The sequence below is a fragment of the Pseudomonas sp. ENNP23 genome (assembly GCF_001728945.1).
Lineage (GTDB): Bacteria > Pseudomonadota > Gammaproteobacteria > Pseudomonadales > Pseudomonadaceae > Metapseudomonas > Metapseudomonas otitidis.
On sequence record NZ_LYSP01000052.1, the window covers coordinates 1 to 22,491 of the forward strand.

Here is a 22,491-nt window from a genome sequence, read left to right on the forward strand (position 1 = left end):
GGATCAGGTACGTATCCCCGGAAAGTCGGGACGGCCTCGTGAGCGCTGCCGTTGGTTACTGGCAGACAAAGGTTACGATGCCGAGCATCTGCGCCAGTACTGTGACCGCTACCGCATGCAGCCGGTGATTCCGCAGCGCATCATGAAGCGCAAACCCAAGCCAGGACTGCCCCGACTGTTTGATCGTCCGAAATACCGGCAGCGGAACATCATCGAGCGGATGTTTGGCTGACTAAAAGAGAACCGGAGAATTGGCACCCGTTACGACAAGCTCGCCAGGAGTTTTGCCGCAATGGTCACGCTGGCTTGCACGCTGCGATGCCTGCGGCAGTACTTTTCGTACAGAACCTAGGGGGACATCGATCAACCGGGTGTCAAAACCGCGTAAAAAAAACATTAATCGCTGTGCGGTTTTTCACAGCGGCATCGACGCTGTGTTTTTCACGCAAAAATGACACGCCCGCGCTTAAGGTCGGCGCCCATGCCCACCTGCTCGTCCGGCAGGGAGGGCCTGACCGCATAAGGACCGACCATGAACCACACCCCCGATACCACCTTCCCAACCGCACTGGAGGCCGATACCCCGCCCCGCGCGGCGGTCGCCTCCCGGCCGTTCAACTTCCGCCTCTGGGCAGTGCTGCCGCTGGTCTGCATGGCTGCGTTGCTGATGCTCGACCCGACGCGCCTGGACTTCGCCATCGCCAACGCCTTCTACGACCCGGCCACCGGCTTCGTCGGTGAGCACAGCTACTTCCTCGAAACCATCCTGCATGACCGGGTCAAGCAGGCCGTGATCGTGATGGCGGTGTTCGCCCTGGTGGGCTTCGTCGCCAGCCTGCTGCTCAAGCGCATGGCCGGCTGGCGCCGCTCGCTGGGCTACCTGGTGCTGGCGCTGGCCCTGTCCACCGCCATCGTCACGCCGCTCAAGGCGCTGACCGAGGTGCATTGCCCGTGGGATCTCACGGCCTTCGGTGGCGAGGAGGTCTACACCCCGCTGCTGTCCCAGCGTGCGCCCACCGACCACCCCGGGCGTTGCTGGCCGGGCGGACACGCCTCCAGCGGCTTTGCCTTGCTGGCGCTGTTCTTCTTCCTGCGGGACCGCCGCCCACGGCTGGCCCGTGCGGCCCTGATGGGCGCGCTGGTGCTGGGGTCGGTGCTGTCCCTGGGACGCATGATGCAGGGCGCGCACTTTCTCTCGCACAACGTCTGGACGCTGCTGTTCGACTGGATGATCTGCCTGGTCACCTACCGCCTGGTGCTCTACCGCCCGGCAGCATCGGAGCCACCCGCGCTGGCGTGAGCAAGCGGCTGCGAGGATGATGGGCGCTTCCCGTCGAAGGAGCCCGCCATGACCTGGTCCGCCCAGCAGTACCGCAAGTTCGAAGACGAACGCACCCGCCCGGCCATCGAGCTGCTGGCGCGGGTGCCGCTGACCGACGTACACCACGCCATCGACCTCGGCTGCGGCCCCGGCAACTCCACCGAGCTGCTGGTGGAGCGTTACCCGCACGCGGCCATCAGCGGGCTGGACAGCTCACCCGACATGCTCGCCGCCGCCCGCCAGCGCCTGCCGGGCGTGACCTTCCTCGAAGGCGATATCGCCCAGTGGGGCGCCCAGGTGGCACCTGATCTGATCTTCGCCAACGCCTCCCTGCAATGGCTGCCGGACCATGGCACCCAACTGCCGCGTCTGCTGGCGCAACTGGCACCCGGCGGTTGTCTGGCAGTGCAGATGCCCGACAACCTCGACGAGGACTCCCACCGCCTGATGCGCGAAGTGGCTGCCAGCGGCCCCTGGGCGGATGCCCTGCGCGAGGCCGCCGGTGCCCGCGAGGCACGACACGCGCCGAAGTGGTACTACCGCCTGCTGACCCAGGCCGGCGCCCGCGTCGATCTGTGGCGCACCACCTATTACCACCCGCTGCCGGGTGGCCCGGCGGCCATCGTCGAATGGCTCCGCGCCACCGGGCTGCGCCCCTTCCTGGCGCCGCTGGACGATGCCGGCCAGCAGGCCTTCCTCGCGGCCTACCAGGCCGAACTGGCCGAGGCCTACCCGACCCTGGACGACGGCAGCGTGCTGCTGCCGTTCCCGCGACTGTTCCTGGTGGCACGCCGCTGAGTCAACGCGTGGTGTCGGCCAGGGCCTGGCCCGGTCGACGCACCGCGCGTCGGGCGAACAGGGTCTTGGCGGCCGTGAAGTGGATGGCGCCGCCAGTGAAGGTGGGCAGCTCTGCCCGCACCCACTGGTTGCCCCCGCCCTTCCAGCTCACTTCCCCGGCGGCCAGCTTCAGGTCGCGGGTCAGCTCGCGGATGACGCGGCGCACGCGCTGCTCGCAGAACACCACGTCGCCGTCGATGGCCTTGCGCAGGGGCTCTGCGTCACCGTGCCTGAGGCACAGCAGCAGCATGCCGTCAGGCCGGGGGGTGATGGCGACCTCGTAGCCGGGGAATGCCTGGAAGAGTTTCTGGATGGCGATGTTCATGGGAAGGCTCCTTGGTTGTTGTCCTCCCATGGGTGCAGCCTCCATGCCACAACGACCGCGTGAGCTGCCTCCAGGCAAATCAGGGACTTGCGTGCGCTCGACATCACACTGCCATTTGCAGGATGCAAGAGCGGGCCCGGATCACAGGGTGTTCTGCAACGCCGTCAGCCGTCAGCCACCACCTGGTTGCGACCGCCTCGCTTCGCCTCGTACAACGCGGCGTCGGCACGCTGCAGCAGCAGCTCGGCAAGCTCGCCGGGCTGCGGCACCATCGCCGCCACACCGATGCTCAGGGTGACGCGGCCCAGGGGTGAACGCTCATGGGGCAACTGCAGTGTCTCCATCGCTTCGGACACCCGGCGCGCCAGCTCCAGGGCGCCCTCGACACCAGTGTCCTGGGCGAGGAAGACGAACTCCTCGCCGCCGTAGCGTGCCACCAGGTCGCTGGAGCGACACAGCGTGGCGCTGAGGGCCTGGGCCACCTGCTGCAGGCAGGCATCACCGGCGGGGTGGCCGTAGTGATCGTTGTAGAGCTTGAACCAGTCCACATCCATCACCGCCAGGGCCAGGGGCGACCCGTTGCGCTGGGCGTGCCCCCAGGCCTGGACCAGCATCACGTCGAAATGCCGGCGGTTAGGAATGCCCGTCAGGCCGTCGGTGAGGCTGAGGGCCTCCAGCCGGCGATTGAGCACCTGCAGTTCCTCGGTACGCTCGGCCACCCGCTGCTCCAGCACCCGTTCCGATTGCTGCAGGGTCTCGACCAGTTGTTGCTGAGCACTCAGCAGCTCGTCCGTCATCCGGGCCCTCTCGCGGCGCATGACGTTGTAGCGGTCGGCCAGGGCGAAGGCCAGCAGCATCATCTCCATCACCGAGCCCAACTGGACGCCGTCCACGGTGAACAGGTTGGAGGGGAGCAGGCCCATGGCCCGCAGGATGGTGCCGGTTGCGCCGATGATCAGCAGCGCGAAGGCCACGATGAAGAAGTACGCAGTACGCTGGCGCCGAAAGGCGCAGACCACGGCAATGCCGACGATCAGCACTGCCGTGGCCAGGTTCAGCATCATCGCGGCCTTGGAGAACATGGGCAGGGCCATCCAGTACAAGGCCGGTGTCAGCAGGTACACGACCACCAGGGCCAGCACCAGCCGGTCCGCCCGCGGCAGGCTTTCAGGGATCTGCAACATGCGCCGGGTGAACAGCAGCATCCCCACCAGAGCCAGGGAAACGCTGGAGTAATAGGCCTCGTTGGAGTTCATCAGCAGGGCATCCCAGGGTGACTCCGGCGCCAGGCCGTTCTTGCTCGCCAGCGCCAGCACGGTGAGGCTGACGAAGGCCACGTAGAACAGGTAGGTACGGTCGCGCAGCACTGCGAACAACAGCAGGTTGAAGAGGATCATCGCCGTGGCGATGCCGAAGTACCACGCCTGGACTGCATAGTCTGCACGCTCGGCAACGTGGAAGGCTGCCTCCTCCCAGAGCTTGAGCGGTACCAGCAGGCCACTCTTGGAGGCCACACGCAGGTACACCACCTGGGTCTCGCCGGGGGCCAGCAGCAACGGGAACACGAAGTGACGATTGGGGTAGGCACGGGTGTCGAATGGCCGATCACTGCCGGTGAGCACCGCGCGGTAACCACCCTGGCCATCTGGCAGGTAGGCATCGACAAAGGACACGCGAGGGTTACTCACCTCCAGCATGCGCCTGATAGGCTCGTCGCCCGGATTGCGCAGTGCCACCCGCAGCCAGAACGTCGAGCGAGTGAAACCCAGCGCCAGGGCATTGGCCGGCGGCCGCCCACCCTCGAAGCGCCCGGCCAGCTCCGGGCTGCGCACATCGTCCAGGCTGTAGCGGGATTGCGGGTCCTCAAGCAGGCCCAGGGCATCGGTGAGCAAAAGCGGCTGCTCGCGCATCGTTGCGGCGTCCACCCCCTCCTCTGCGCGCGCCGGAGCGACCGACGCCAGAGCCACGAGCAGGCAGGCCAGAAGGCCAAGGAGCCCGGGCAGGGACAACGTCCTCCGGGGGGCAGGAGCAGGATGCGGCCAATTCATGCGGCGTTCTTCTTCTAAGAGGCAACGGAAGTCTAGAAGAGGACGAACCGCCCCGCTTGCACCCCACCAATGGGCGCGAAAAGACTATCTACACGCGAAAACGCGACCGAAAGATTCCGCCCGCCGCCGCCAGATGCTAAATAGTTCGCCTCGACTCGCCCGGCCAGCGGCCCAGGGTGCATCGAGCCCCGGGCCCTGCCCGCCGGATTCCGAACCACGTGTGCCACGCGGCACCTGCCAGCGGTGACCCCATGATCGAAGTAACCGAAGTTTCCATTGCCGACTTGCGCGCTGCGCTGGAGTCCGGCCGCACCACTGCCGTCGAACTGGTTAAGACCTACCTCGCCCGCATCGACGCCTACGACGGCCCGAACACCACCACCGCCCTCAATGCCGTGGTGGTGCGCAACCCCGAGGCCCTCGCCGAGGCCGAGGCCTCCGACGCCCGCCGCGCCCGTGGCGAAACCCTCGGCCCGCTGGACGGCATCCCCTACACCGCCAAGGACAGTTACTTGGTCAAGGGCCTGACCGCCGCCTCCGGCAGCCCCGCCTTCAAGGACCTGGTGGCCCAGCGCGACGCTTTCACCATCGAACGCCTGCGCGCCGCCGGCGCCATCTGCCTGGGCAAGACCAACATGCCGCCCATGGCCAACGGCGGCATGCAGCGCGGTGTCTACGGCCGCGCCGAAAGCCCCTACAACGCCGACTACCTCACCGCGCCCTTCGCCTCCGGCTCCTCCAACGGCGCCGGCACCGCCACGGCGGCCAGCTTCGCCGCCTTCGGCCTGGCCGAAGAGACCTGGTCCAGCGGACGCGGCCCCGCCTCCAACAACGGCCTGTGCGCCTACACCCCGTCCCGCGGGGTGATCTCCATCCGCGGCAACTGGCCGCTGACCCCGACCATGGACGTGGTGGTGCCCTATGCCCGCACCATGGCTGATCTGCTGGAGGTGCTCGACGTGGTCGTCGCCGAGGACACCGAGAAGCGCGGCGACCTCTGGCGCCTGCAGCCCTGGGTGCCGATCCCCTCGGTGAGCGAAGTCCGCCCCGCCCGCTACCAGGACCTGGCCACTGGCGCCGAGGCCCTGGCCGGCAAGCGTTTCGGCGTGCCGCGCATGTTCATCAACCAGGACCCGGACGCCGGCACCAGCGAGAACCCCGGCATCGGCGGCCCCACCGGTCAGCGCATCCACACCCGCCCCAGCGTCATCGCCCTGTGGGAGCAGGCGCGCCAGGCCCTGGAAGCGGCCGGCGCCGAAGTGCTGGAGGTGGACTTCCCGCTGGTCTCCAACTGCGAGGGCGACCGCCCCGGCGCGCCCACGGTGTTCAACCGCGGCATCATCGCCAAGGAGTTCCTCCACCACGAGTTGTGGGACCTGACCGCCTGGGCCTTCGACGACTTCCTCCAGGCCAACGGCGATCCCAAGCTCAACCGTCTGAAGGACGTGGACGGCCCGCAGATCTTCCCCCACGAACCCGGCACCCTGCCCAACCGCGAAGGCGACCTGGCGGCGAGCATGGCCGAGTACGTGACCATGGCCGAGCGCGGCATCACCCCCTGGGACCGCATCGAAACCCTGCCCGACGGCCTGCGCGCCCTGGAATACACCCGCAAGATCGACCTGGAGGACTGGATGCAGGCCCAGGGCCTGGACGCGGTGCTGTTCCCAACCGTGGCCGACGTGGCTCCGGCGGATGCCGACGTCAATCCGGCCTCCGCCGACATCGCCTGGAGCAATGGCGTCTGGGTCGCCAACGGCAACCTCGCCATCCGCCACCTGGGCGTACCCACCGTCACCGTGCCCATGGGCGTGATGGCCGACATCGGCATGCCGGTGGGCCTGACCTTCGCCGGCCGCGCCTATGACGACAACGCCCTGCTGCGCTACGCCGCCGCCTTCGAGTCCACCGGCTCGCGCCGGATCGTCCCGCCGCGCACGCCCCCGCTGAAAGGCTGATCGCCGTGCCTGGTGCCCGCCTACGGCGGGCCCGGGCGTAGCGATTGTGCAATCGGGCTCGTGGGTCCGTGCAATGCGGCCACCTTATTCACTCGACCGCCCCCAGGGCATCAAGGCCCGCCACCCACCGAGAAGCGCCCACCCGAATAGGTGCCCTGGTAGAGCCCCGTCTGCTGCCCGGTCAGGTTGGTCACCTCGGGCGGCAGTGTCCGGTAGCCGGACGCCTGGTAGTCATAGCCGACCTTGACGACGATGACCCGTGCATCCCCGGCACCCTCCACCGTGGAGGGGTGGTAACTGGAGAGCAGCACCTGGTGGATGCGGCTTCCCGGTTGGCGGTTCAGCTTCCAGGTAATGGGCTCGTAGGAGGACAACACCAGCGTCAACGGCTTCTGGCTCTTGCGGACCTCCACGTCGATGACACCAGGATGGTGCTCGCCTCCGCCGTGCTGCCCCCGTGCGGATTCGTACACACCGATCACCTCGACCTGGGTATCGATCACCGGCACCTGAACCGGTGTCGTCCTGGACGGGGACGACGCTTCGCTTGGGGTCGGCAATTGGGGGCGCGGCGGCATCTGCCCGGTCCGCACGAGCACATCAGGCATGGACGGCGGCACGGGCTGGCGGACAGGTGCAGGCCCCTGGGCTGCGATCTGCTCGATCCTGCGCTGCAACGCTGCCTGGGCCAGGCCATCACGCCAGGTGACGAGATCGACCTCTTCCCCCACCGGCAACGTCTTGATCAGGCGGTAGCGGCTTGCATCGATGGCCCCGAACACGCCCAGGGGCCGCACATAGGACAGCCCGGCAAGGTTCAGCTCCTCGGTCACCGGGGCCAGGCGCTGGAGGGCGGTATCGAGCACGAACGCCCGGACCGTGGCCTGGGAGAACGGCAAGGGGCTCCCACCGAACAGAAACTTGTCCGGGTCTGCGGTCGGTATCACCTTCATCGCCTTGAAGGGACCAGTCTCGATGACCTCGTTCTTCAGCTCGCCAATGGAGAAGACAGCCAGGTTGTTAGACCTGAGCGGGCTCAGGTACTGCGTGCCATCGAGGCTGAAGGCCCCGCCACCGGGCTCGCTGTCCAGGGCTGCGACCGCCGTGTTGCTTGAGTCCTGGAGGCGCACCACGCGGACCTTCGGAACGCTGGTGCGCTGCTCCAGGGCCAACTCGACGGCGCCACCCCGTCCGAACGCCACGTAGTGGTCCGGCTTGCCGGGAACGGGCGCCGCACGCTCCGGCTGGCGATAGAGCTCGGTATCGATGATCCGCCCTTGGCTGAAGTCGATGAACTGGGTGTGGGAACGCCCTTGGAACAGGGCGGTCTGCCCATCCAGCCAGATGAACGAGTTCGGGTACGCACCATGGATCTGCGCCACGGTCCGCCCGGTTTCCGCCTCACGGATACGCAGCGATTTGGAACCATAGGAGACGAACAGGCGACCATTCTCCGACAGCGAACCCACCCTCAACTGGCCATCGGAGGGCTCGCGGTAAAGCGCCTGGTCCCGTCCGACGTCGATCACCTGCAGGCTTCTGCGGGTCTGCAGCAGCGCAATGCCGGCCCGCTCGGCAAAGACGGCATCGACCAGGGGGGCGTCCCCTTGCAGGGCCTCGGGGAACTGGGCGGGGATTGCTCGCAAGGGCTCCAGACGCAACATCGCGCCGACCTCCAGCAGGGCGAGCCAGCGCTCGATCTTGCGGTCCTGCGCGGCAAAGCATGTGGGGTTGGCCACCCGCTGCCTGACGGTCTCGATGCGCTCGTACCAGGCTGGCAGGTAGCCCGGGGAGCAGGCCAGGGAGCGCTGGCGCATGCGTATCTCCATCTGCGCCGACAGCCCGGCATTGCCGGCATCGCGCGCCAAGGCGTCCACCCGCTGCCAGCGGGCCTGCAGATCGGGCGGCGGGGGAAACGCACGGGTCAGCTTGGCCTCGGGGGCCAGGGGCAGGTAATGGGCGGAAAGCCAGGAAAAACCCGCATAGCCGAGCACGGTGAGTACCATGCCGGCCACAAGGGCGAGGAGCATTCGTTGCATGAGGTCGGGTCCTTCCGATTCGAGGGCGCGCACACGCTAGCAGAAAGCACGGTGGCAAAGCAGCGACGCCACCGCAGTTTCAACACCCTCGGGCGGACTACATCGCCAGGTGATACACCCGCAGGCGGTGGCCGTCCGGGTCGAGGCCGGTGAAGGTGTAGCCGAAGTCCATGGCCAGCGGTGCCTGGACGATCTCCACGCCCTGCTCGCGCCAGCGCTGGTGCAGGCGGTCCACGTCTTCGTCGCTGTCGACATGGACACACAGCTCGCCGCCACCGCCGCGCACGGTGGTGGCCGGCTCGACGCCGGTGCGGCCCCAGAGGCCGAGCTTGAAGCCGTTGGGGAAGACGAACAGGGCGAAGGTCGAGGATTGCTCGACGATGTCACCTGTCAGCAGGCGCCGGTAGAAATCGGCGCTGCGAGCCGAGTCGTCGACGTACAGGTTGAGCAGGCTGGGGGCGATCATGGGCGGGGCTCCTGTGTGGAGCGACGGGCGTCGTCACTCGATGTGCACAGGCTAGGCCCCTCCCCTGTCAGTTTCTGGCAGCAGCCTCACTGCTCGGCGATGCCTTCCTGCGCGCGCCACTCACGCAGCAGCACCTGGCGCCGACGCGGATAGCGCTGGCCGAGGTCCTGCAGGGTCTCCACCCGGTCGAGGCGGAAGTGCCGCGTGGCCTGGCGCAACTCACACCAGGTCACCAGCACGCGGGCCTGCTCGAAGTAGCCCAGGGCGAACGGCCAGACCACCCGCTGCGACGCCTGCCCGTCGGCATCGCGGTAGCCGAGCTGCACCCGGTGCTCCCGACGGATGGCGTCGCGCACCTGCTCCAGCAGCGCGTCGGGCACGTCGCTGGCTGGCGCCGGTCCGATCAGCAGGGTGCTGGTTTCCAGCTCCTCGCGTAGGGCCGGCGGCAGCACGGCACCGACCTTGGCCAGCACGTCCCGCGCAGCGCCCATCAGGCGACAGTCGCCCCGGCGGCCGACCCAGCGCATGCCCAGCACCAGGGCTTCGATCTCCTCCAGGGAGAACATCAGCGGCGGCAGTTCGAAGCCGGGGCGCAGCAGATAGCCCAGCCCCGCGCTGCCTTCGATGTGGGCGCCCTGTTGCTGGAGCGTGGCAATGTCGCGGTAGAGGGTGCGCAGGCTGATGCCCAGCGCATCGGCCAGTACATGCCCGGCCACCGGGTAGCGGTGACGCCGCAGGATCTGCAACAGGTCGAGCAGGCGCTGGCTACGTGACATGCAACGGCCCTTCGGCAGCCTGCCCCTTGAACAACGCGCGGACATGCCCGGCGAGCGCGAGCTGCTGGCGGTGGCACGAACGGACCACGGCGTTGGCCCCCAGCGACACCGCCGCCTCCAGCTCGCGCTCGGCGCCAACCTCATCACCGCTGAACAGCGCCTGCAAGGCTCGGCAGCGGGCCGGCAGGGTTGGCGAATACCAGGCCACTTCGTCGTTGTGCAGCACCGCGTCCAGACCGTCGGCACGGCCGCTGGCCATGGCCTGGCTGAAGGCCAGTTCGCCACGCAGCAGGGCCACCACTGCCGCACAGTCGGTCCGCGCCTGGGGGTGTGCGGCAAGCAGCGCCTCCAACTGGGCCTGCATGGCCGTCGCCGCCGCCCAATCACCGGCCGCCTGCAGGCGGTCCAGGCGGTAGGACAGCGCCACCAGCGGCATGGGCATCGGCTGCTGCTCCAGGCTCGTCAGGTCTGTCTCAGGCAGGGCCTCGGCAGGCACACCGGCCACGCTGAGGGCCAGCAGGCGGTTGTAGGCGAACACCGGACCGGACTCGTCGACATAACGCCAGGCCATGAACAGGCGAGCGCCATCACTGGGCATGGGCCGCAGGGTGGGCACCAGGTTGGCCAAGCCCATGCCCAGGTTGCTGCTGGCCATGCCGAGCGCGATGCCGAAGGCCGGCGGCGAGTCGATGCAGAGCAGCGCGACCAGGGCGGCGAGCGCCGCCAGCAGCAGGTTGCAGCCGGGCCCGAAGGCGATCATGCGCAGGCGTGCGCGGGGACCGCGCGGCGGCACAGAGTCGGCACAGAACACATAGCCCCCCAGCCCGCGCAGGCGCTTCTGGCGGGACCAGCGCACCCGCAGGCCACGGCGCATCGGCTGGATTTCCACCGCCAGCACCCGCACCAGCAACACCGTCAGACCATCCCAGCGGGCGCCCAGCCAGTGGCCGCCCTCATGCACGCAGAGCGCCAGGGCGAGGTGCGCGAGGGTGAGTGCCACGGCGGCAATGGGCCCGCCGTCCAAGGCGATGCCGGAGACGATCCCGGTCACCATGGCGCCGCCCAGGGTCAACGCGGCCTGCAGCAGCTTCATCAGCCCCTCGAATGCCTGGGTCAGGCGCGCCTGAATCGTCACGGGCTCACCTCAACAGGTCGGCACAACCTGGGGCTGTCGACGCGCGCGGTACGGCAGGCATCGAGACAGACGATAGCGCCCAGGGGACCCCGGTTCGCCCGGCATGTGCAGTGAAAGGCCTGAGCCAACATCCGTGTACCTCGCAGTCGCTGGAGAGCATGGGGGCGACTCACCCCCGCCAAGGTGCGGCAGTAGAGCGGAAATCCCCGCCCTCTGCCACCACCCTGTTCACGCCTGCGAGGTCCTGTGCGCCCTACCCGTCTGCCATCGAGCGACGCACCTGGCCACGGGGCTCGCTGAGCAAACCCTTGACCACTGCGACGCAGCCCACCAGCAGGACGAAGGTGAACGGCAGGCCGGTGGACACCGCCATCGCCTGCAATGCCGCCAGGCCGCCGCCGACCAGCAGGACGATGGCCAGCACGCCCTGCAGTACGACCCAGAGCACCCGCTGCACCACCGGCGCATTGAGCTTGCCGCCGGCAGTGATGGTGTCGATCACCAGGGAGCCGGAATCGGACGAGGTGATGAAGAACAGCAGCGCCAGGACGATGCCGACGAAGGAGGTGATCGCACTCCAGGGCAACTGCGCCAGCATCACGAACAGCTTCAGCTCCAGGGCCGCCTCCTGCACCCCGGCGAGGCCGCTGAACACCTGGTGCAGCGCGGCGCCACCGAAGGAACTCATCCAGAACACCGACACCAGTGAAGGCACCAGCAGCACCGCAATGAGGAACTCGCGCACGGTGCGTCCCCGGCTGATGCGGGCGATGAACATGCCGACGAAGGGCGACCAGCTCACCCACCAGGCCCAGTAGAAGGCCGTCCAGCCCTGGCTGAAGGCGGCATCGCTGCGCGCCAGCGGGTTGGACAGCGCCGGCAGGTACTGCAGGTAGGCGCCGAGGTTGTCCAGGGTGCCCGCCAGCAGCACGCGGGTGGGCCCGGCAAGGACCACGAAGAACAGCAACGCCACGGCCAGGACCATGGTCAGCTCGGACATGCGCTTGATGCCCTTGTTCACCCCGGCAGCCACCGAAGACAGGGTCACCAGGGTGATGACCACGATCAGCACCACCTTGGCGGTGAGCGAGGCGCCGGTGCCGAAGAGGAAGTCGATGCCCGCCGCTGCCTGCTCGGCGCCCAGGCCCAGGGAGGTGACCAGACCGAACAGCGTGGCGAATACCGCGAGGATGTCGATCATATGCCCCGGCCAGCCCCACACCCGCTCACCGAGCAGGGGGTGGAAGATCGAGCGGATCGACAGCGGCAGCCCCTTGTTGAAGGAGAACAACGCCAGGGCCAGCGCCACGATGGCGTAGATCGCCCAGGGGTGCAGGCCCCAGTGGAAGATGCTCGCCGCCATGCTCAGCCGCGCGGCCTCGGCGGGGTTACCCGGTGCGCCGGCCAGCGGTGCCCAGTCGATACGCGCCCCGCCCTCGCCCAGTTGCGGGCCGGCCAGGGCGGTCTGGTAGTGGGAGACGGGTTCGGCGACGCCGTAGAACATCAGCCCGATGCCCATGCCGGCGGCGAACAGCATGGAAAACCAACTGCCGTAGGAATAGTCCGGCCGGGCCTGGGTGCCGCCAAGGCGCACCCGCCCCAGGGGCGAGACCACCAGTGCCAGGCACAGCACCACGAACACATTCGCCGCGCCGAGGAAGAAGCCGTTGAGGCGACCGGTGAGCAGGTCGCGCAGGCCGGTGAACACCGGCTCCACCGCCTCGCGGAACACCAGCGTCAGCACCACGAAAAGCAAGACGGTGAGCGCCGAGGTCAGGAACACCACGCCGTGAATGTCGAAGGGCACCAGCCAGCGCCCCCGCAGGTTGTCCTGGCCGACGCGGTAGCCGGTGAGGATCGGGTTGGCGTCACCCGAGGGGGGCGGAATGTCGCTCGACGCGGTGTCGGTTCGGTGGGACGCGGTGGCGTGGCTCAAGGGGCTGCTCCGTGGTCGTCGGCCGTGGGCTCGGTCAAGGCCGTCCAACCTAGCAAAGCGCTTCGCCTGGCTCGGACCGGCAAGCGGCATGCAGTGAGCCAGAAGCGACACCCTGGCGCGAAGCCACCGAGCAGGGTGTCGATTTCGCCGGTGGACACGGCTGTACGCTGCGCCATGGCCCGTCTTGCATCGCCGTGCATGTTCGCCAGCGACACACCGGACGCGCACACGGGAATTGCAAACCGGCAAGAAGGCCTGATTCCTGACAGCAGTCCTTTGACGGCGAGGTCTTGGCAAAAACGCCGCTGTACATCACGCCGCTTTTTTGAAGGAACGGGCTGTCAGGAATTCTTTACCGTCGGCATTGATGCCATCAGCCGATTGATTTCAGAGCCAGCGACTCCTCTGCCATCACCCGGTTCCGTCCGGCCTGTTTGGCCTGGTAGAGCAGTTCATCCGCCCGCTTGAGCACGTCCTGCACGCTGCGCCCGCCTCGGGGCGACCAGTGCACCACACCGAGGGACACGGTGACCTGCCCCACCGGGTCGATCAGCGTGCTCTGTTGCCTGACGCGGAAACGCTCGGCCACGTCGATCGCCGAGCTGATGGGCGTCTCGGGCAGCAGCAGGATGAACTCCTCACCCCCCACACGGCACGGCAGGTCGCGCTCGCGGCAGCTCTGGCGCAGCAGATCGGCGAACTGGCGCAGCACATCGTCACCGGTGTCGTGGCCGAAGGTGTCGTTGACCCGCTTGAAGTGGTCGATGTCCAGGCTGATGACGGAGAACGGCGTGCCCAGCCGCTGCCAGGCTTGCAAGCGCTCCTCCATGGCACGCCGATTGGCCAGCCCGGTGAGGGGGTCGCTCTTGGCCTGCCGGTCCAGTTGGCCGAGCTTGGCCCGGGTCACTTCCAGGCCAGCCAGCAGCGCCTGCTTGATCATCCAGGCCTCGGCATACCAGGCCTTCACCCGCAGTGCTTTTTCTGCACGCTCCGGCTGGGCGGCGCTCTCGGCCAGTTGCCGCAACGGATGGCTGATGCGCGCGGAAATCCAGAGGATCAGCCCGATGCCCAGCAGGCTCATGGGCAGCAGCCCGGCCAGCAGGCGCTTCATCAATTCCTCCACGGCGGCCTGGGCGGCAGCCAGGGGCTGCTGGGCCACCACGCCCCAGCCACTCAGCGGCACGCTGGCGTAACCGGCCAGCACTTCCACGCCCCGCGAGTTGATGGCCTGCATGGCACCGCTCTCACCCTTGAGCACCGCGTCCACGATGGGGTTGGCACCCAGGCGCTCGCCAACGCGGCTGGCGTCGGGGTGGAACAGCACCTTGCGGTCCGGGTCCACCAGGTAGACGTTGGAGGCGTCGTGGTGGAAATGCTGGCTGACCAGGGAATCCAGGGCATTGGGCTTACCCAGGTAGATGGTGCCGCCGATCAGCCCCAGGTACTGGCCATCCTGCCCCCAGATGGGGTGGGAGACGAAAACGATGAGGTTGCCCGCCAGGGAGCGAAACGCCGGGCTGACCATCGCCCGGCGCTGCTGCAGAGCCTCCCGCGAGCGCAGGGCCTGGCCGTTGATGCCCAGGCCGTCCGGCTTGGAAACCACCACGGTGCCCTCGGCATCGGCCACCAGCACGGTGTTGAAGCTGTGGTCCTGCATCAGCAGGCGCTCGGCCTCCAGCGCCATCTGCTTCGTGTCGCCCGGCACGTTGCCCAGCCGGGTGGCGCTGTAGCGAAGGCGCTCCAGGTCACCACCCAGGCTTTCGTTGATGCTGGCGGCCAGCTTGGCTGCATAGGCACGGTTGGCCTCCAGGGCGTTCTGCACCAGCGCCTGGCGCTGGATGCCGTAGGTCACCAGCAGGTTGTTGGCCAGCGTCGCCAAGGTCGCCGCGAGGGCGAACAGGAGGATGAGGCTGCGCAGGTTGAGCGAGGGGGGTGGCCCGAACGGCATGGGTCATGTCCCGATGGGCGATCACTCGAGGGGACTGCGATCCTTGCAGCAGGTCCTGGGGGGTGATCGCATCGTAAGGGTGGGCAGGCGGGCTGGGACAGGGCCGTCACAGACCCGGAAAGAGCCCGGAAAACGTGGGGATTTTACGCCTCGACCAGGACGAAACCAAGGGCGAAGAAGCGCATGGCCATCATCCACGCACCACAGGTGCCGCCGCTGCCGCTGCGCTTCCCACGCCCGGCAGTTGCTCGGCTACCTGTCACCGGGGTGAGGCGCAGTTGCCTGAGGTGGGCTTTTCTGCTGGGATGCCGCCTCACTTTTCACGGAGCATCCCCATGGCGACCTATCGCGAACTGTTCGACATCGGCCAGTCCTACACCGAGTTCATCGGCAGCGGCCTGCCGGCCGAGACCGCCGCAGCCGCCGCCATCGCCCAGCGCCTGGAAGACCAGGGGCCGACTGCCACGCTGCTGCAGCGCATCGAGCAGATCGAACGCCGCTACCACCTGCTGGTGGTGGGCGAGATGTGGTGCCCGGACTGCCAGATCAACGTCACCGTGCTGGACGACCTGTGCCGCCGCCAGCCACGCATCGACCTCGCGGTGATCACCAAGGGCCGCGCCGAAGACGACCTGAAGAGCCGCCTGGGCCTGGAGCGCATCGCCATTCCCCTGGTGGTGGTGCTGGACGAGGCCTTCGAACCCGCCGGGCTGTTCATCGAGCGGCCACGCCTCGTCCGCGAGGGTGACGAGGCCGTGCTGCGTGCCTACAAGGCCGGCGAGCACCTCGACGCCACCCTGGCCGACGTGCTCGAACTCATCGAGCAGGCCGAGCAGCGCTAGGCCCTCGCGCCTGCTCGCCGTCACCCCCACGGCGAACAGGCATCGCGGAATCGAATTGTCCGGCCGCTCCGTGGTCAATTCCTCTGACCCAGCCACCCGCGCTGCTGCCCCACGGAATCCTGACATGGACGCTACCCCCTTCCCCGCCGCCCCCGGGCCGATGAGCCAGCAGGTGCGTCAGCACGACTGGGCCCGCACCCCGCTCGGCCCGATCGAGCACTGGCCCGAAGCGCTGCGCATCAGCGTCGACACCATCCTGTCATCGCATTTCCCCTGCTGCCTGGTATGGGGGCCGCAGCGCATCTCCATCTACAACGACGGCTTCGTGCCCATACTCGGCAACAAGCCCACCCCACTCGGGCGGTCCTTCGACGACATCTGGCGCGAAGCCTGGGACCACATCGGCCCCATCGCCGAACGGGCCTACCAGGGCCAGGCCACCTTCATCGAAGATTTCCCCGTGGAGCTGGACCGCCACGGGCGCCCGGAAATAGCCTATTTCACCTTCTGCTACAGCCCGCTGCGGGACGCCGACGGCCAGGTAATGGGCATGCTCGACACGGTGATCGAAACCACCGCCCGGGTCACTGCCGAGCACCAGTTACGCCAGCTCACCCACAACCTGGAACGCCAGGTGGCCGAGCGCACCCGCGACCGCAACCGCCTGTGGAACCTCTCGCCGGACATCATGCTGGTGTCGCGCCTGGATCTGGTGATCACCGCCGCCAACCCTGCCACGCAGGGCATCCTCGGCTGGAGCGAAGCCGAGCTGGTGGGCAGCAACTGCCTGGACCTGGTGCACCCCGACGACCTCGCCGACGCCTGGGCCGCCGTCCACAGCCTGGTCAGGGGCGAGCCCCTGCGGGACTACGCCAGCCGCATGCGTCATCGCAATGGCAGCTACCGCTGGATCAACTGGTCCTCCTCTTTGGGCGACGGCTTCATCAGCGCCATCGGCCGGGACACCACCGAAGAGCGTGCCCGTGCCGAAGCCCTGCGCCAGACCGAGGAACAACTGCGCCAGAGCCAGAAGATGGAAGCCGTGGGGCAGCTCACCGGCGGCCTCGCCCATGACTTCAACAATCTCCTCGCCGGCATCAGCGGCAGCCTGGAGCTGCTGCGCCTGCGCATCGCCCAGGGGCGCACCGAGGACCTGAACCGCTACATCGACATCGCCCGTAGCGCCGCCGAACGCGCCGCCACCCTCACCCACCGCCTGCTCGCCTTCTCCCGCCGCCAGGCCCTCGACCCGCGCCCCACCGACGTCAACCAACTGATCGCCAACCTGCACGAACTGATCAACCGGACCATGGGCCCGAACATCGACGTGGAATGCATCGACGGGCGCGAACTGTGGACGGTGCTGGTGGACCCGAACCAACTGGAAAGCGCTCTGCTCAACATCTGCATCAACGCCCGCGACGCCATGCCCGACGGCGGCCGTCTGTGCATCGGCAGCAGCAATGTCGTGCTCGGCGCCCAGGCTGCCGGCGAACGCGGGCTGGAACCGGGGGACTACCTGGTGCTGATGGTCAGCGACACCGGCAGCGGCATGAGCGAGGACATCATCAGCCGCGCTTTCGAACCCTTCTTCACCACCAAGCCGGTGGGCCAGGGCACCGGCCTCGGGCTCTCGATGGTGTACGGCTTCGCCCGGCAATCCGGCGGGCAGGTGCGCATCGCCTCCACCCTCGGCCAGGGCACCCGCCTCAGCCTCTACCTGCCCCGCCACCACGGCGAGGCACTGCCCGCGCCCACACCCCGCCCCGCTGAAATCCCCCGCGCCGAGCAGCGCACCACCGTGCTGGTGGTGGACGACGAAGCGCCCCTGCGCCAACTGATGCGCGAAGTGCTGGAAGACCTCGGCTACCAGATGCTCGAAGCCGCCGACGGCCCCAGCGCCCTCGCCCTGCTGGCCAGCGAGCGAGGGGTCGACCTGCTGCTGGCCGACGTCGGCCTGCCGGGCGGGCTGAACGGCCTGGAACTGGCCCACCGCGCCCGCCTGCAGCGCCCGGACCTGAAGGTGCTGTTCATCACCGGCTACGCCCAGAACGCCCCGTTCGGCAACGAACCCCTGCCACCGGGTATGGAAGTCATGGCCAAGCCCTACGCCATCGACGCCCTGGCCAACCGCATCCGCCTGCTGCTCAAGGCCCCGCCGTCCCTGCCCAAGGCCGGCCTACGGGCGGTCTAGGGTCCGGCTATTGTGCGCCCTGCCCAGCCAGGCACGCCGCGAACAGGCGCTGCAGCGGCTGGCGACGCTGTTCCTGCTCGACCCGTGCGGCAACGCGCTGGAGTTCAAGGCATTCCGGGACATCGGCCAACTGTTCGCCAAGTGACGGGGCTCAGCCCGCCTCGGGGTGCACCAGCGCCCGGTACTGCCCGGGGGTGGAGCCGGTCCACTTGCGGAACGCCTTGTAGAAGGCGCTGGCGTCGGCGAAGCCGAGTTCGAAGGCCAGCTCGGTGAAGTTGACCTCGCCCGCGTCCAGCCGGGCGACCGCCAGGTCGCGGCGCACCTGGTCCTTCAGCGCCTGGTAGGACTGCCCTTCCTGGGTGAGCTTGCGCCGCAGGGTGGAGGGCGCCATGTAGAAGTGCCCGGAGAGCGCCTCCAGGTCCGGCCAGCGCTCGGGGCGCAGGCTGCGTAGGTAGGCCTTGATGCGGGCGGCCAGGCTCTGGGGGTCGCGGTAGCGCACCAGGATGTTGGCCGGCGCACCGGCGAGGAAGCGTCGCAGGTCCGCCTCGGTGCGGCGCACCGGCTGGGCCAGGCAGTCGGCGTTGAACACCAGGCGGGTGGTGTCGCGGCCGAAGCGCAGGTGGGGGGTGAACATCACCCGGTAGTCCTCGATGTAGGCCGGCTGCGGCCCGCGCAGCTCGATGCCGAGGATCGGCAGGCGCCGACCGGCCAGCCAGCAGAGCAGGCCGTGGACCATGAGGAACAGGGTGAAGCAGGCGAAGGCCCGAGGCGGCGCGCCGCTGTCGTCGAGGACGATCTCCGCCAGGCTGCCGCGCCGCGCCAGGCGGGGCTGCAGGTCGTCCAGCACCAGGGCGAGGAAGGTCAGGCTGGCCTGCAGCGCGTCCCCCAGGGTGGCGGCCTGCAGGGCGGTCCGGCTCATGTGGGCGAAGCTGCCGGACTTGAGCCGGCGGCTGTCCATGCCGAAGAACTCGTCATCCATCACCCGGGCGATCAGCAGCCACAGCTGGGCGTACTGCCTGGAGGCGACCCGGCCGTAGGGCCGGCCCATCTGCTCGGCGGGAATACCGGCCTGCTCCAGCAGCGCGGCGACGTCGTCCCCCTGCTGGCGAAGCACCTGCAGCGCTTCGTCGACGAGGCGGACGGAGATGGTGCCTTTCTCGGCTGACGTTCCTGTCATGGCGTTCTGGGGGTCATGGCGATTACGGGCGCCCAGTGTAGGGGATAGAGGCGGATAAGGAGCCGCGCAAGACGCGGCTCCCTGAGGCGCTAGCGGATCGCCGTCACCTTGCCGTCCCGGGCCGGCGTCAGCTCCTCGATGCTGATCTCGCGCATGCGGAACTTCTGGATCTTGCCGGTCACCGTCATGGGGAACTCGTCCACGAAGCGGAAGTGCCGGGGCACCTTGAAGTGCGCGATGCGGGCCTTGGCCCAGGCCTTCAGCTCCTCCTCGCCGACGCTGTGGCCGGGGTGGAACTTGATCCAGGCGACGATCTCCTCGCCGTACTTGCTGCAGGGAATGCCGATCACCTGCACATCGGCCACCGCCGGGTGGGTGAAGAAGAACTCCTCCAGCTCGCGGGGGTAAATGTTCTCGCCGCCGCGGATGATCATGTCCTTGCTGCGCCCGACGATGCGTACGTAGCCATCATCGTCCATGGCCGCGAGGTCGCCGGTGTGCATCCAGCGGCCCGGGTCGATGGCGTCGGCGGTGGCCTGGGGGTTGTTCCAGTAGCCGAGCATCACGCTGTAGCCCCGGGTGCACAGCTCGCCGATGGTGCCGCGCGGCACGATGCGGCCCTCGGCGTCGACGATCTTGCTCTCCAGCTGCGGCTGGGTGCGGCCGACGGTGGTGACGCGCAGTTCCAGCCCGTCATCCGGGCCGGTCTGCAGGGACACCGGGCTGGTCTCGGTCATGCCGTAGGCGATCTGCACTTCGCTCATGTGCATTTCACCGATGACCCGGCGCATCACCTCGATGGGGCAGGTGGCGCCGGCCATGATGCCGGTGCGCAGGCTGGAGAGGTCGAATTCGTGCCGCTGCGGGTGGTCCAGCTCGGCGATGAACATGGTCGGCACGCCGTACAGTGCGGTGGCCTTCTCCTCCGCCACGGCGCGCAGGGCGGTGAGCGGGTCGAAGGCGTCGCCGGGGTAGATCATGGTGGCGCCGTGGGTCATGCAGCCCAGGTTGCCCATGACCATGCCGAAGCAGTGGTACAGCGGCACCGGGATCACCAGGCGGTCGTGCTCGGTGAGACCCAGGCTCTCGCCGACCATGTAGCCGTTGTTGAGGATGTTGTAGTGGCTGAGGGTGGCGCCCTTGGGGAAGCCGGTGGTGCCGGAGGTGTACTGGATGTTGATGGGATCGTCGAACTGCAGGCTGGCCTGGCGCTCGGCCAGCTCGGCCGGGGCGGTCTCCCCTGCCCGCTGCTGCAGGTCGGCCCAGGCGAGAAAGCCGGCTGGCGGCTTGGCCGCCAGGCTGATCACGCCACGCAGCTCGGGCAGCGTCTCGCTGGCGAGCTGGCCGATGGGTGCGCTGGCCAGCTCCGGCACCAGGCCCTGGAGCATGGCGTGGTAGTCGGAGGTCTTGAAGGCGTCGGCGCAGATCACCCAGCGGCAGCCGGACTGGCGCAGGGCGTACTCCAGCTCGCTGCTGCGATAGGCCGGGTTGATGTTGACGAGGATGGCGCCGACCTTGGCGCTGGCGAACTGGGTGATGCACCACTCGGCGCAGTTGGGCGCCCAGATGCCGAGCCGGTCGCCGCTCTGGATGCCCAGGGCCATCAGCGCGCGGGCATGGACTTCCACCGCCTCGGCCAGGCTGCGCCAGCTGTAGCGCAGCCCCTGGTGGCGCACCACCAGTGCTTCGCGTTCGGGGAATCGGGCGACCGTGGCGTCGAATGCCGCGCCGATGGTCATGGCGAGCAGGGGCTTGTCCTGGCGCCCCCGGGTATAGCTCGGTTGATGCATGGCTGTCCCTTCTTGTCGTTGTGGTGGGATCGGGTCGTTCCGAGTGGCCTCCGATTCGGGCAGGGAGGCCGATTACCTTTACGTAAACGTCAATCTGGGTAAAGGGTTTTGTTCTGTCCAGTGACCCATTGGTCGTAGATGGCGCGAAATGACGCATGCGAACACCTACGGCAGACCCGCCCCGCTCCCGGGCGCAAGCCCGGGCCACGGGGGGAGTCATAGGCCTAGCGCACGAATACCTGGGTGGTGGTGATGGCCATGTCGCCACCCGGCAGCTTGATGTTCTTCACCTTCTCCAGGCTGTCCGGATCGAAGACGGCGATGTCGTTGAAGGTGCCGGCCAGGTAGAGCTTGCTGCCCTGGGTGTTGAAGGCGATGCAGTAGTAGGAGTGATCCAGGTTGGCGGCCTTGATCAGCTTCTGCTGCTTGATGTCGTACTTGGCCAGGCGGTTGAGCACGCCGAACATCTGGTTCGGGTCCTTCGGCGAACGCAGGCCGGTGAAATACAGCTCGGTCAGCGGCGCGAAGTCCTCCACCGTGGGCTTGCCGGTCTTCAGGTCGATGCTCAGGTAGCCGTAGACGAAGTCGGCGGTGGCCGGGTCCTGCTTCTCGTCCTTGAACCTGGTGGTGGTGTAGAGCATCGAGAACTCGTGCAGCGGGGTCTGGTGCGGCCAGAAGTACAGCACGTCGGGCGGGCCGTAGTTGGGGCGCTTCCAGTTGCGACCGGGCACGGCGACTTCGTAGTGGCCGGTCTTCACGTCCATCTTGTAGATGTCGGGCCCGGCGATATACAGGGTGCCGTCATCGGCGGCGCGCATGATGTACAGCTGGCGCGGTACCGGGAAGCTGCGCACGGGCTGGGCGTCCAGGCCGTCGGCGGTGTCGAACACCTCCAGGCGCGGCTGCTGGACCTCGTAGTGGTCGCTGGCCATGCGGGTCGGGTTGACCACGCTGTACAGCTCCTTGCCGTCCGGGCTGAGGGCGAAGGCGAACATGGAGCGGGCCTTCTCGTCCGGCTTGCGCGAGAGCTTGGCGTGGAACACTGCGCGGCAGCTGTCGAGGTCGATGCCGTAGAGGTCGCCGAAGTGGTTGTTGAGCAGGTAGGCGGTCTTGCGGTCCGGCGACACCATGGCGGTGCCCGGCCCGAAGGCGTCGGGCAGGCGGCAGGTCTTGTAGAGGCTGTCGCTGGCCAGGTCGAGCACGTGCAGGTTGTTCGGGTAGTTGGTGGCGATCATGTATTCCTGGCCGGCCTTGAGTGCCAGGCCGGCATTGTCGGCGGCCAGGGCCTGGCCACCCAGGGCGAGCCCGGCGGCAACGGCCAGGCTGGCGAACGCATTGAGCTTCATCGGGGTTTCCCTCGTGTTCGGGTGGCCGGTCATTTGTCTTTGGGGAAGACGGTGCCGAGGTTGCGCCAGTCCTGCGAGGAGTCCTGCGCGCTGGCGTTCCAGTCCTGGTAGGTGGTCATCATGTCCGGCACCTGGGCCGGCCACCAGCAGGGGTCGGAGCAGCCGTAGAGGTCGGCCTCCATCGGCTGGCAGAGGGAGCTGACGCCCCCGAAGGCATCCACTTCCCAGCCCGGATCGGTGGTCGCCGTGCAGCCGGCGACGGCACTCATGGCGACGACTTCTTCCAGGCGGTCTTCGGCTGCGGCCTGTTCGAGCAGGTGCGCTTTCTGGTTCAGCGGCTTGAGGTGTTTCAT

The 22,491-nt window shown here is 68.0% G+C and carries 17 protein-coding genes and 2 pseudogenes; 7 read left to right on the top strand and 12 right to left on the bottom strand.

Annotated elements, in window-relative coordinates:
* The 3 genes and pseudogenes from A9G05_RS26830 to tam all read left to right on the top strand — a co-directional run.
* A pseudogene (locus tag A9G05_RS26830) lies at positions 1-352 on the top strand (transposase); the annotation flags it as partial.
* Positions 353-652: 300 nt separating this feature from the next.
* Complete coding sequence (locus tag A9G05_RS23005) at positions 653-1,300, top strand: phosphatase PAP2 family protein (protein WP_069563182.1); 648 nt, start codon at positions 653-655, stop codon at positions 1,298-1,300.
* A gap of 48 nt (positions 1,301-1,348) precedes the next feature.
* A complete protein-coding gene (gene tam, locus A9G05_RS23010) occupies positions 1,349-2,119 on the top strand; it encodes a trans-aconitate 2-methyltransferase (protein ID WP_069563160.1) in 771 nt (256 codons plus the stop codon).
* A gap of 1 nt (position 2,120) precedes the next feature.
* Here tam and A9G05_RS23015 read toward each other — a convergent pair whose 3' ends face one another.
* Positions 2,121-2,483, bottom strand: coding sequence for a DUF3509 domain-containing protein (locus A9G05_RS23015; RefSeq protein WP_069563161.1), 363 nt, complete (start codon positions 2,481-2,483; stop codon positions 2,121-2,123).
* 164 nt (positions 2,484-2,647) lie between these two features.
* Positions 2,648-4,408, bottom strand: a complete 1,761-nt coding sequence (locus A9G05_RS23020; protein ID WP_240919530.1) for a diguanylate cyclase — start codon at positions 4,406-4,408, stop codon at positions 2,648-2,650.
* A 374-nt stretch (positions 4,409-4,782) separates the two neighbouring features.
* Between A9G05_RS23020 and A9G05_RS23025 the strand changes: the two genes are divergently transcribed.
* A complete protein-coding gene (locus tag A9G05_RS23025; RefSeq protein ID WP_069563163.1) occupies positions 4,783-6,489 on the top strand; it encodes an amidase in 1,707 nt (568 codons plus the stop codon).
* Between the two features lie 110 nt (positions 6,490-6,599).
* Here A9G05_RS23025 and A9G05_RS23030 read toward each other — a convergent pair whose 3' ends face one another.
* The 6 genes from A9G05_RS23030 to A9G05_RS23055 all read right to left on the bottom strand — a co-directional run bounded on the left by A9G05_RS23030 (position 6,600) and on the right by A9G05_RS23055 (position 14,789).
* Positions 6,600-8,528 carry a hypothetical protein gene (locus A9G05_RS23030; protein WP_139131233.1) on the bottom strand — a complete coding sequence of 643 codons (1,929 nt, stop codon included), beginning with the start codon at positions 8,526-8,528 and terminating at the stop codon, positions 6,600-6,602.
* Positions 8,529-8,625: 97 nt separating this feature from the next.
* Positions 8,626-8,994 (bottom strand): VOC family protein, encoded by a 369-nt coding sequence (locus tag A9G05_RS23035; RefSeq protein ID WP_069563165.1) that lies wholly within the window; start codon positions 8,992-8,994, stop codon positions 8,626-8,628.
* Between the two features lie 86 nt (positions 8,995-9,080).
* Complete coding sequence (locus tag A9G05_RS23040) at positions 9,081-9,770, bottom strand: YafY family protein (RefSeq protein WP_069563166.1); 690 nt, start codon at positions 9,768-9,770, stop codon at positions 9,081-9,083.
* Complete coding sequence (locus A9G05_RS23045) at positions 9,760-10,905, bottom strand: site-2 protease family protein (protein ID WP_083265657.1); 1,146 nt, start codon at positions 10,903-10,905, stop codon at positions 9,760-9,762. Before A9G05_RS23045 ends, A9G05_RS23040 begins: the two co-directional genes overlap by 11 nt.
* 253 nt (positions 10,906-11,158) lie before the next feature.
* Positions 11,159-12,841: a BCCT family transporter gene (locus A9G05_RS23050; protein ID WP_069563167.1), complete on the bottom strand. Its 1,683-nt coding sequence runs from the start codon at positions 12,839-12,841 to the stop codon at positions 11,159-11,161.
* 373 nt (positions 12,842-13,214) lie between these two features.
* Positions 13,215-14,789, bottom strand: coding sequence for a sensor domain-containing diguanylate cyclase (locus A9G05_RS23055; RefSeq protein WP_069563168.1), 1,575 nt, complete (start codon positions 14,787-14,789; stop codon positions 13,215-13,217).
* 335 nt (positions 14,790-15,124) lie between these two features.
* Between A9G05_RS23055 and A9G05_RS23060 the strand changes: the two genes are divergently transcribed.
* The 3 genes and pseudogenes from A9G05_RS23060 to A9G05_RS26835 all read left to right on the top strand — a co-directional run.
* Positions 15,125-15,631, top strand: a complete 507-nt coding sequence (locus A9G05_RS23060; RefSeq protein ID WP_069563169.1) for a thioredoxin family protein — start codon at positions 15,125-15,127, stop codon at positions 15,629-15,631.
* A gap of 124 nt (positions 15,632-15,755) precedes the next feature.
* The gene (locus A9G05_RS23065; RefSeq protein ID WP_069563170.1) at positions 15,756-17,825 is read left to right on the top strand and encodes a PAS domain-containing sensor histidine kinase; all 2,070 of its coding nucleotides are present in this window, start codon (positions 15,756-15,758) and stop codon (positions 17,823-17,825) included.
* Positions 17,826-17,886: 61 nt separating this feature from the next.
* A pseudogene (locus A9G05_RS26835) lies at positions 17,887-17,970 on the top strand (glyoxalase); the annotation flags it as partial.
* A gap of 6 nt (positions 17,971-17,976) precedes the next feature.
* Here A9G05_RS26835 and A9G05_RS23070 read toward each other — a convergent pair.
* The 4 genes from A9G05_RS23070 to qhpC all read right to left on the bottom strand — a co-directional run bounded on the left by A9G05_RS23070 (position 17,977) and on the right by qhpC (position 22,491).
* Complete coding sequence (locus A9G05_RS23070) at positions 17,977-19,002, bottom strand: AraC family transcriptional regulator (RefSeq protein WP_069563171.1); 1,026 nt, start codon at positions 19,000-19,002, stop codon at positions 17,977-17,979.
* Between the two features lie 89 nt (positions 19,003-19,091).
* Positions 19,092-20,792, bottom strand: a complete 1,701-nt coding sequence (locus A9G05_RS23075) for an AMP-binding protein (RefSeq protein WP_069563172.1) — start codon at positions 20,790-20,792, stop codon at positions 19,092-19,094.
* A gap of 224 nt (positions 20,793-21,016) precedes the next feature.
* Positions 21,017-22,138: a quinohemoprotein amine dehydrogenase subunit beta gene (gene peaD, locus A9G05_RS23080; RefSeq protein ID WP_069563173.1), complete on the bottom strand. Its 1,122-nt coding sequence runs from the start codon at positions 22,136-22,138 to the stop codon at positions 21,017-21,019.
* Positions 22,139-22,167: 29 nt separating this feature from the next.
* A complete protein-coding gene (gene qhpC, locus A9G05_RS23085; RefSeq protein WP_044403960.1) occupies positions 22,168-22,491 on the bottom strand; it encodes a quinohemoprotein amine dehydrogenase subunit gamma in 324 nt (107 codons plus the stop codon).

Bases quoted from the DNA above. Each gene is read 5' to 3' on its own strand.
- A9G05_RS23005 (WP_069563182.1), top strand. From the start codon at position 653: ATGGCTGCGTTGCTGATGCTCGACCCGACGCGCCTGGACTTCGCCATC.
- tam (WP_069563160.1), top strand. From the start codon at position 1,349: ATGACCTGGTCCGCCCAGCAGTACCGCAAGTTCGAAGACGAACGCACC.
- A9G05_RS23015 (WP_069563161.1), bottom strand. From the start codon at position 2,483: ATGAACATCGCCATCCAGAAACTCTTCCAGGCATTCCCCGGCTACGAG.
- A9G05_RS23025 (WP_069563163.1), top strand. From the start codon at position 4,783: ATGATCGAAGTAACCGAAGTTTCCATTGCCGACTTGCGCGCTGCGCTG.
- A9G05_RS23030 (WP_139131233.1), bottom strand. From the start codon at position 8,528: ATGCAACGAATGCTCCTCGCCCTTGTGGCCGGCATGGTACTCACCGTG.
- A9G05_RS23035 (WP_069563165.1), bottom strand. From the start codon at position 8,994: ATGATCGCCCCCAGCCTGCTCAACCTGTACGTCGACGACTCGGCTCGC.
- A9G05_RS23040 (WP_069563166.1), bottom strand. From the start codon at position 9,770: ATGTCACGTAGCCAGCGCCTGCTCGACCTGTTGCAGATCCTGCGGCGT.
- A9G05_RS23055 (WP_069563168.1), bottom strand. From the start codon at position 14,789: ATGCCGTTCGGGCCACCCCCCTCGCTCAACCTGCGCAGCCTCATCCTC.
- A9G05_RS23060 (WP_069563169.1), top strand. From the start codon at position 15,125: ATGGCGACCTATCGCGAACTGTTCGACATCGGCCAGTCCTACACCGAG.
- A9G05_RS23065 (WP_069563170.1), top strand. From the start codon at position 15,756: ATGGACGCTACCCCCTTCCCCGCCGCCCCCGGGCCGATGAGCCAGCAG.
- A9G05_RS23070 (WP_069563171.1), bottom strand. From the start codon at position 19,002: ATGACAGGAACGTCAGCCGAGAAAGGCACCATCTCCGTCCGCCTCGTC.
- A9G05_RS23075 (WP_069563172.1), bottom strand. From the start codon at position 20,792: ATGCATCAACCGAGCTATACCCGGGGGCGCCAGGACAAGCCCCTGCTC.
- peaD (WP_069563173.1), bottom strand. From the start codon at position 22,138: ATGAAGCTCAATGCGTTCGCCAGCCTGGCCGTTGCCGCCGGGCTCGCC.
- qhpC (WP_044403960.1), bottom strand. From the start codon at position 22,491: ATGAAACACCTCAAGCCGCTGAACCAGAAAGCGCACCTGCTCGAACAG.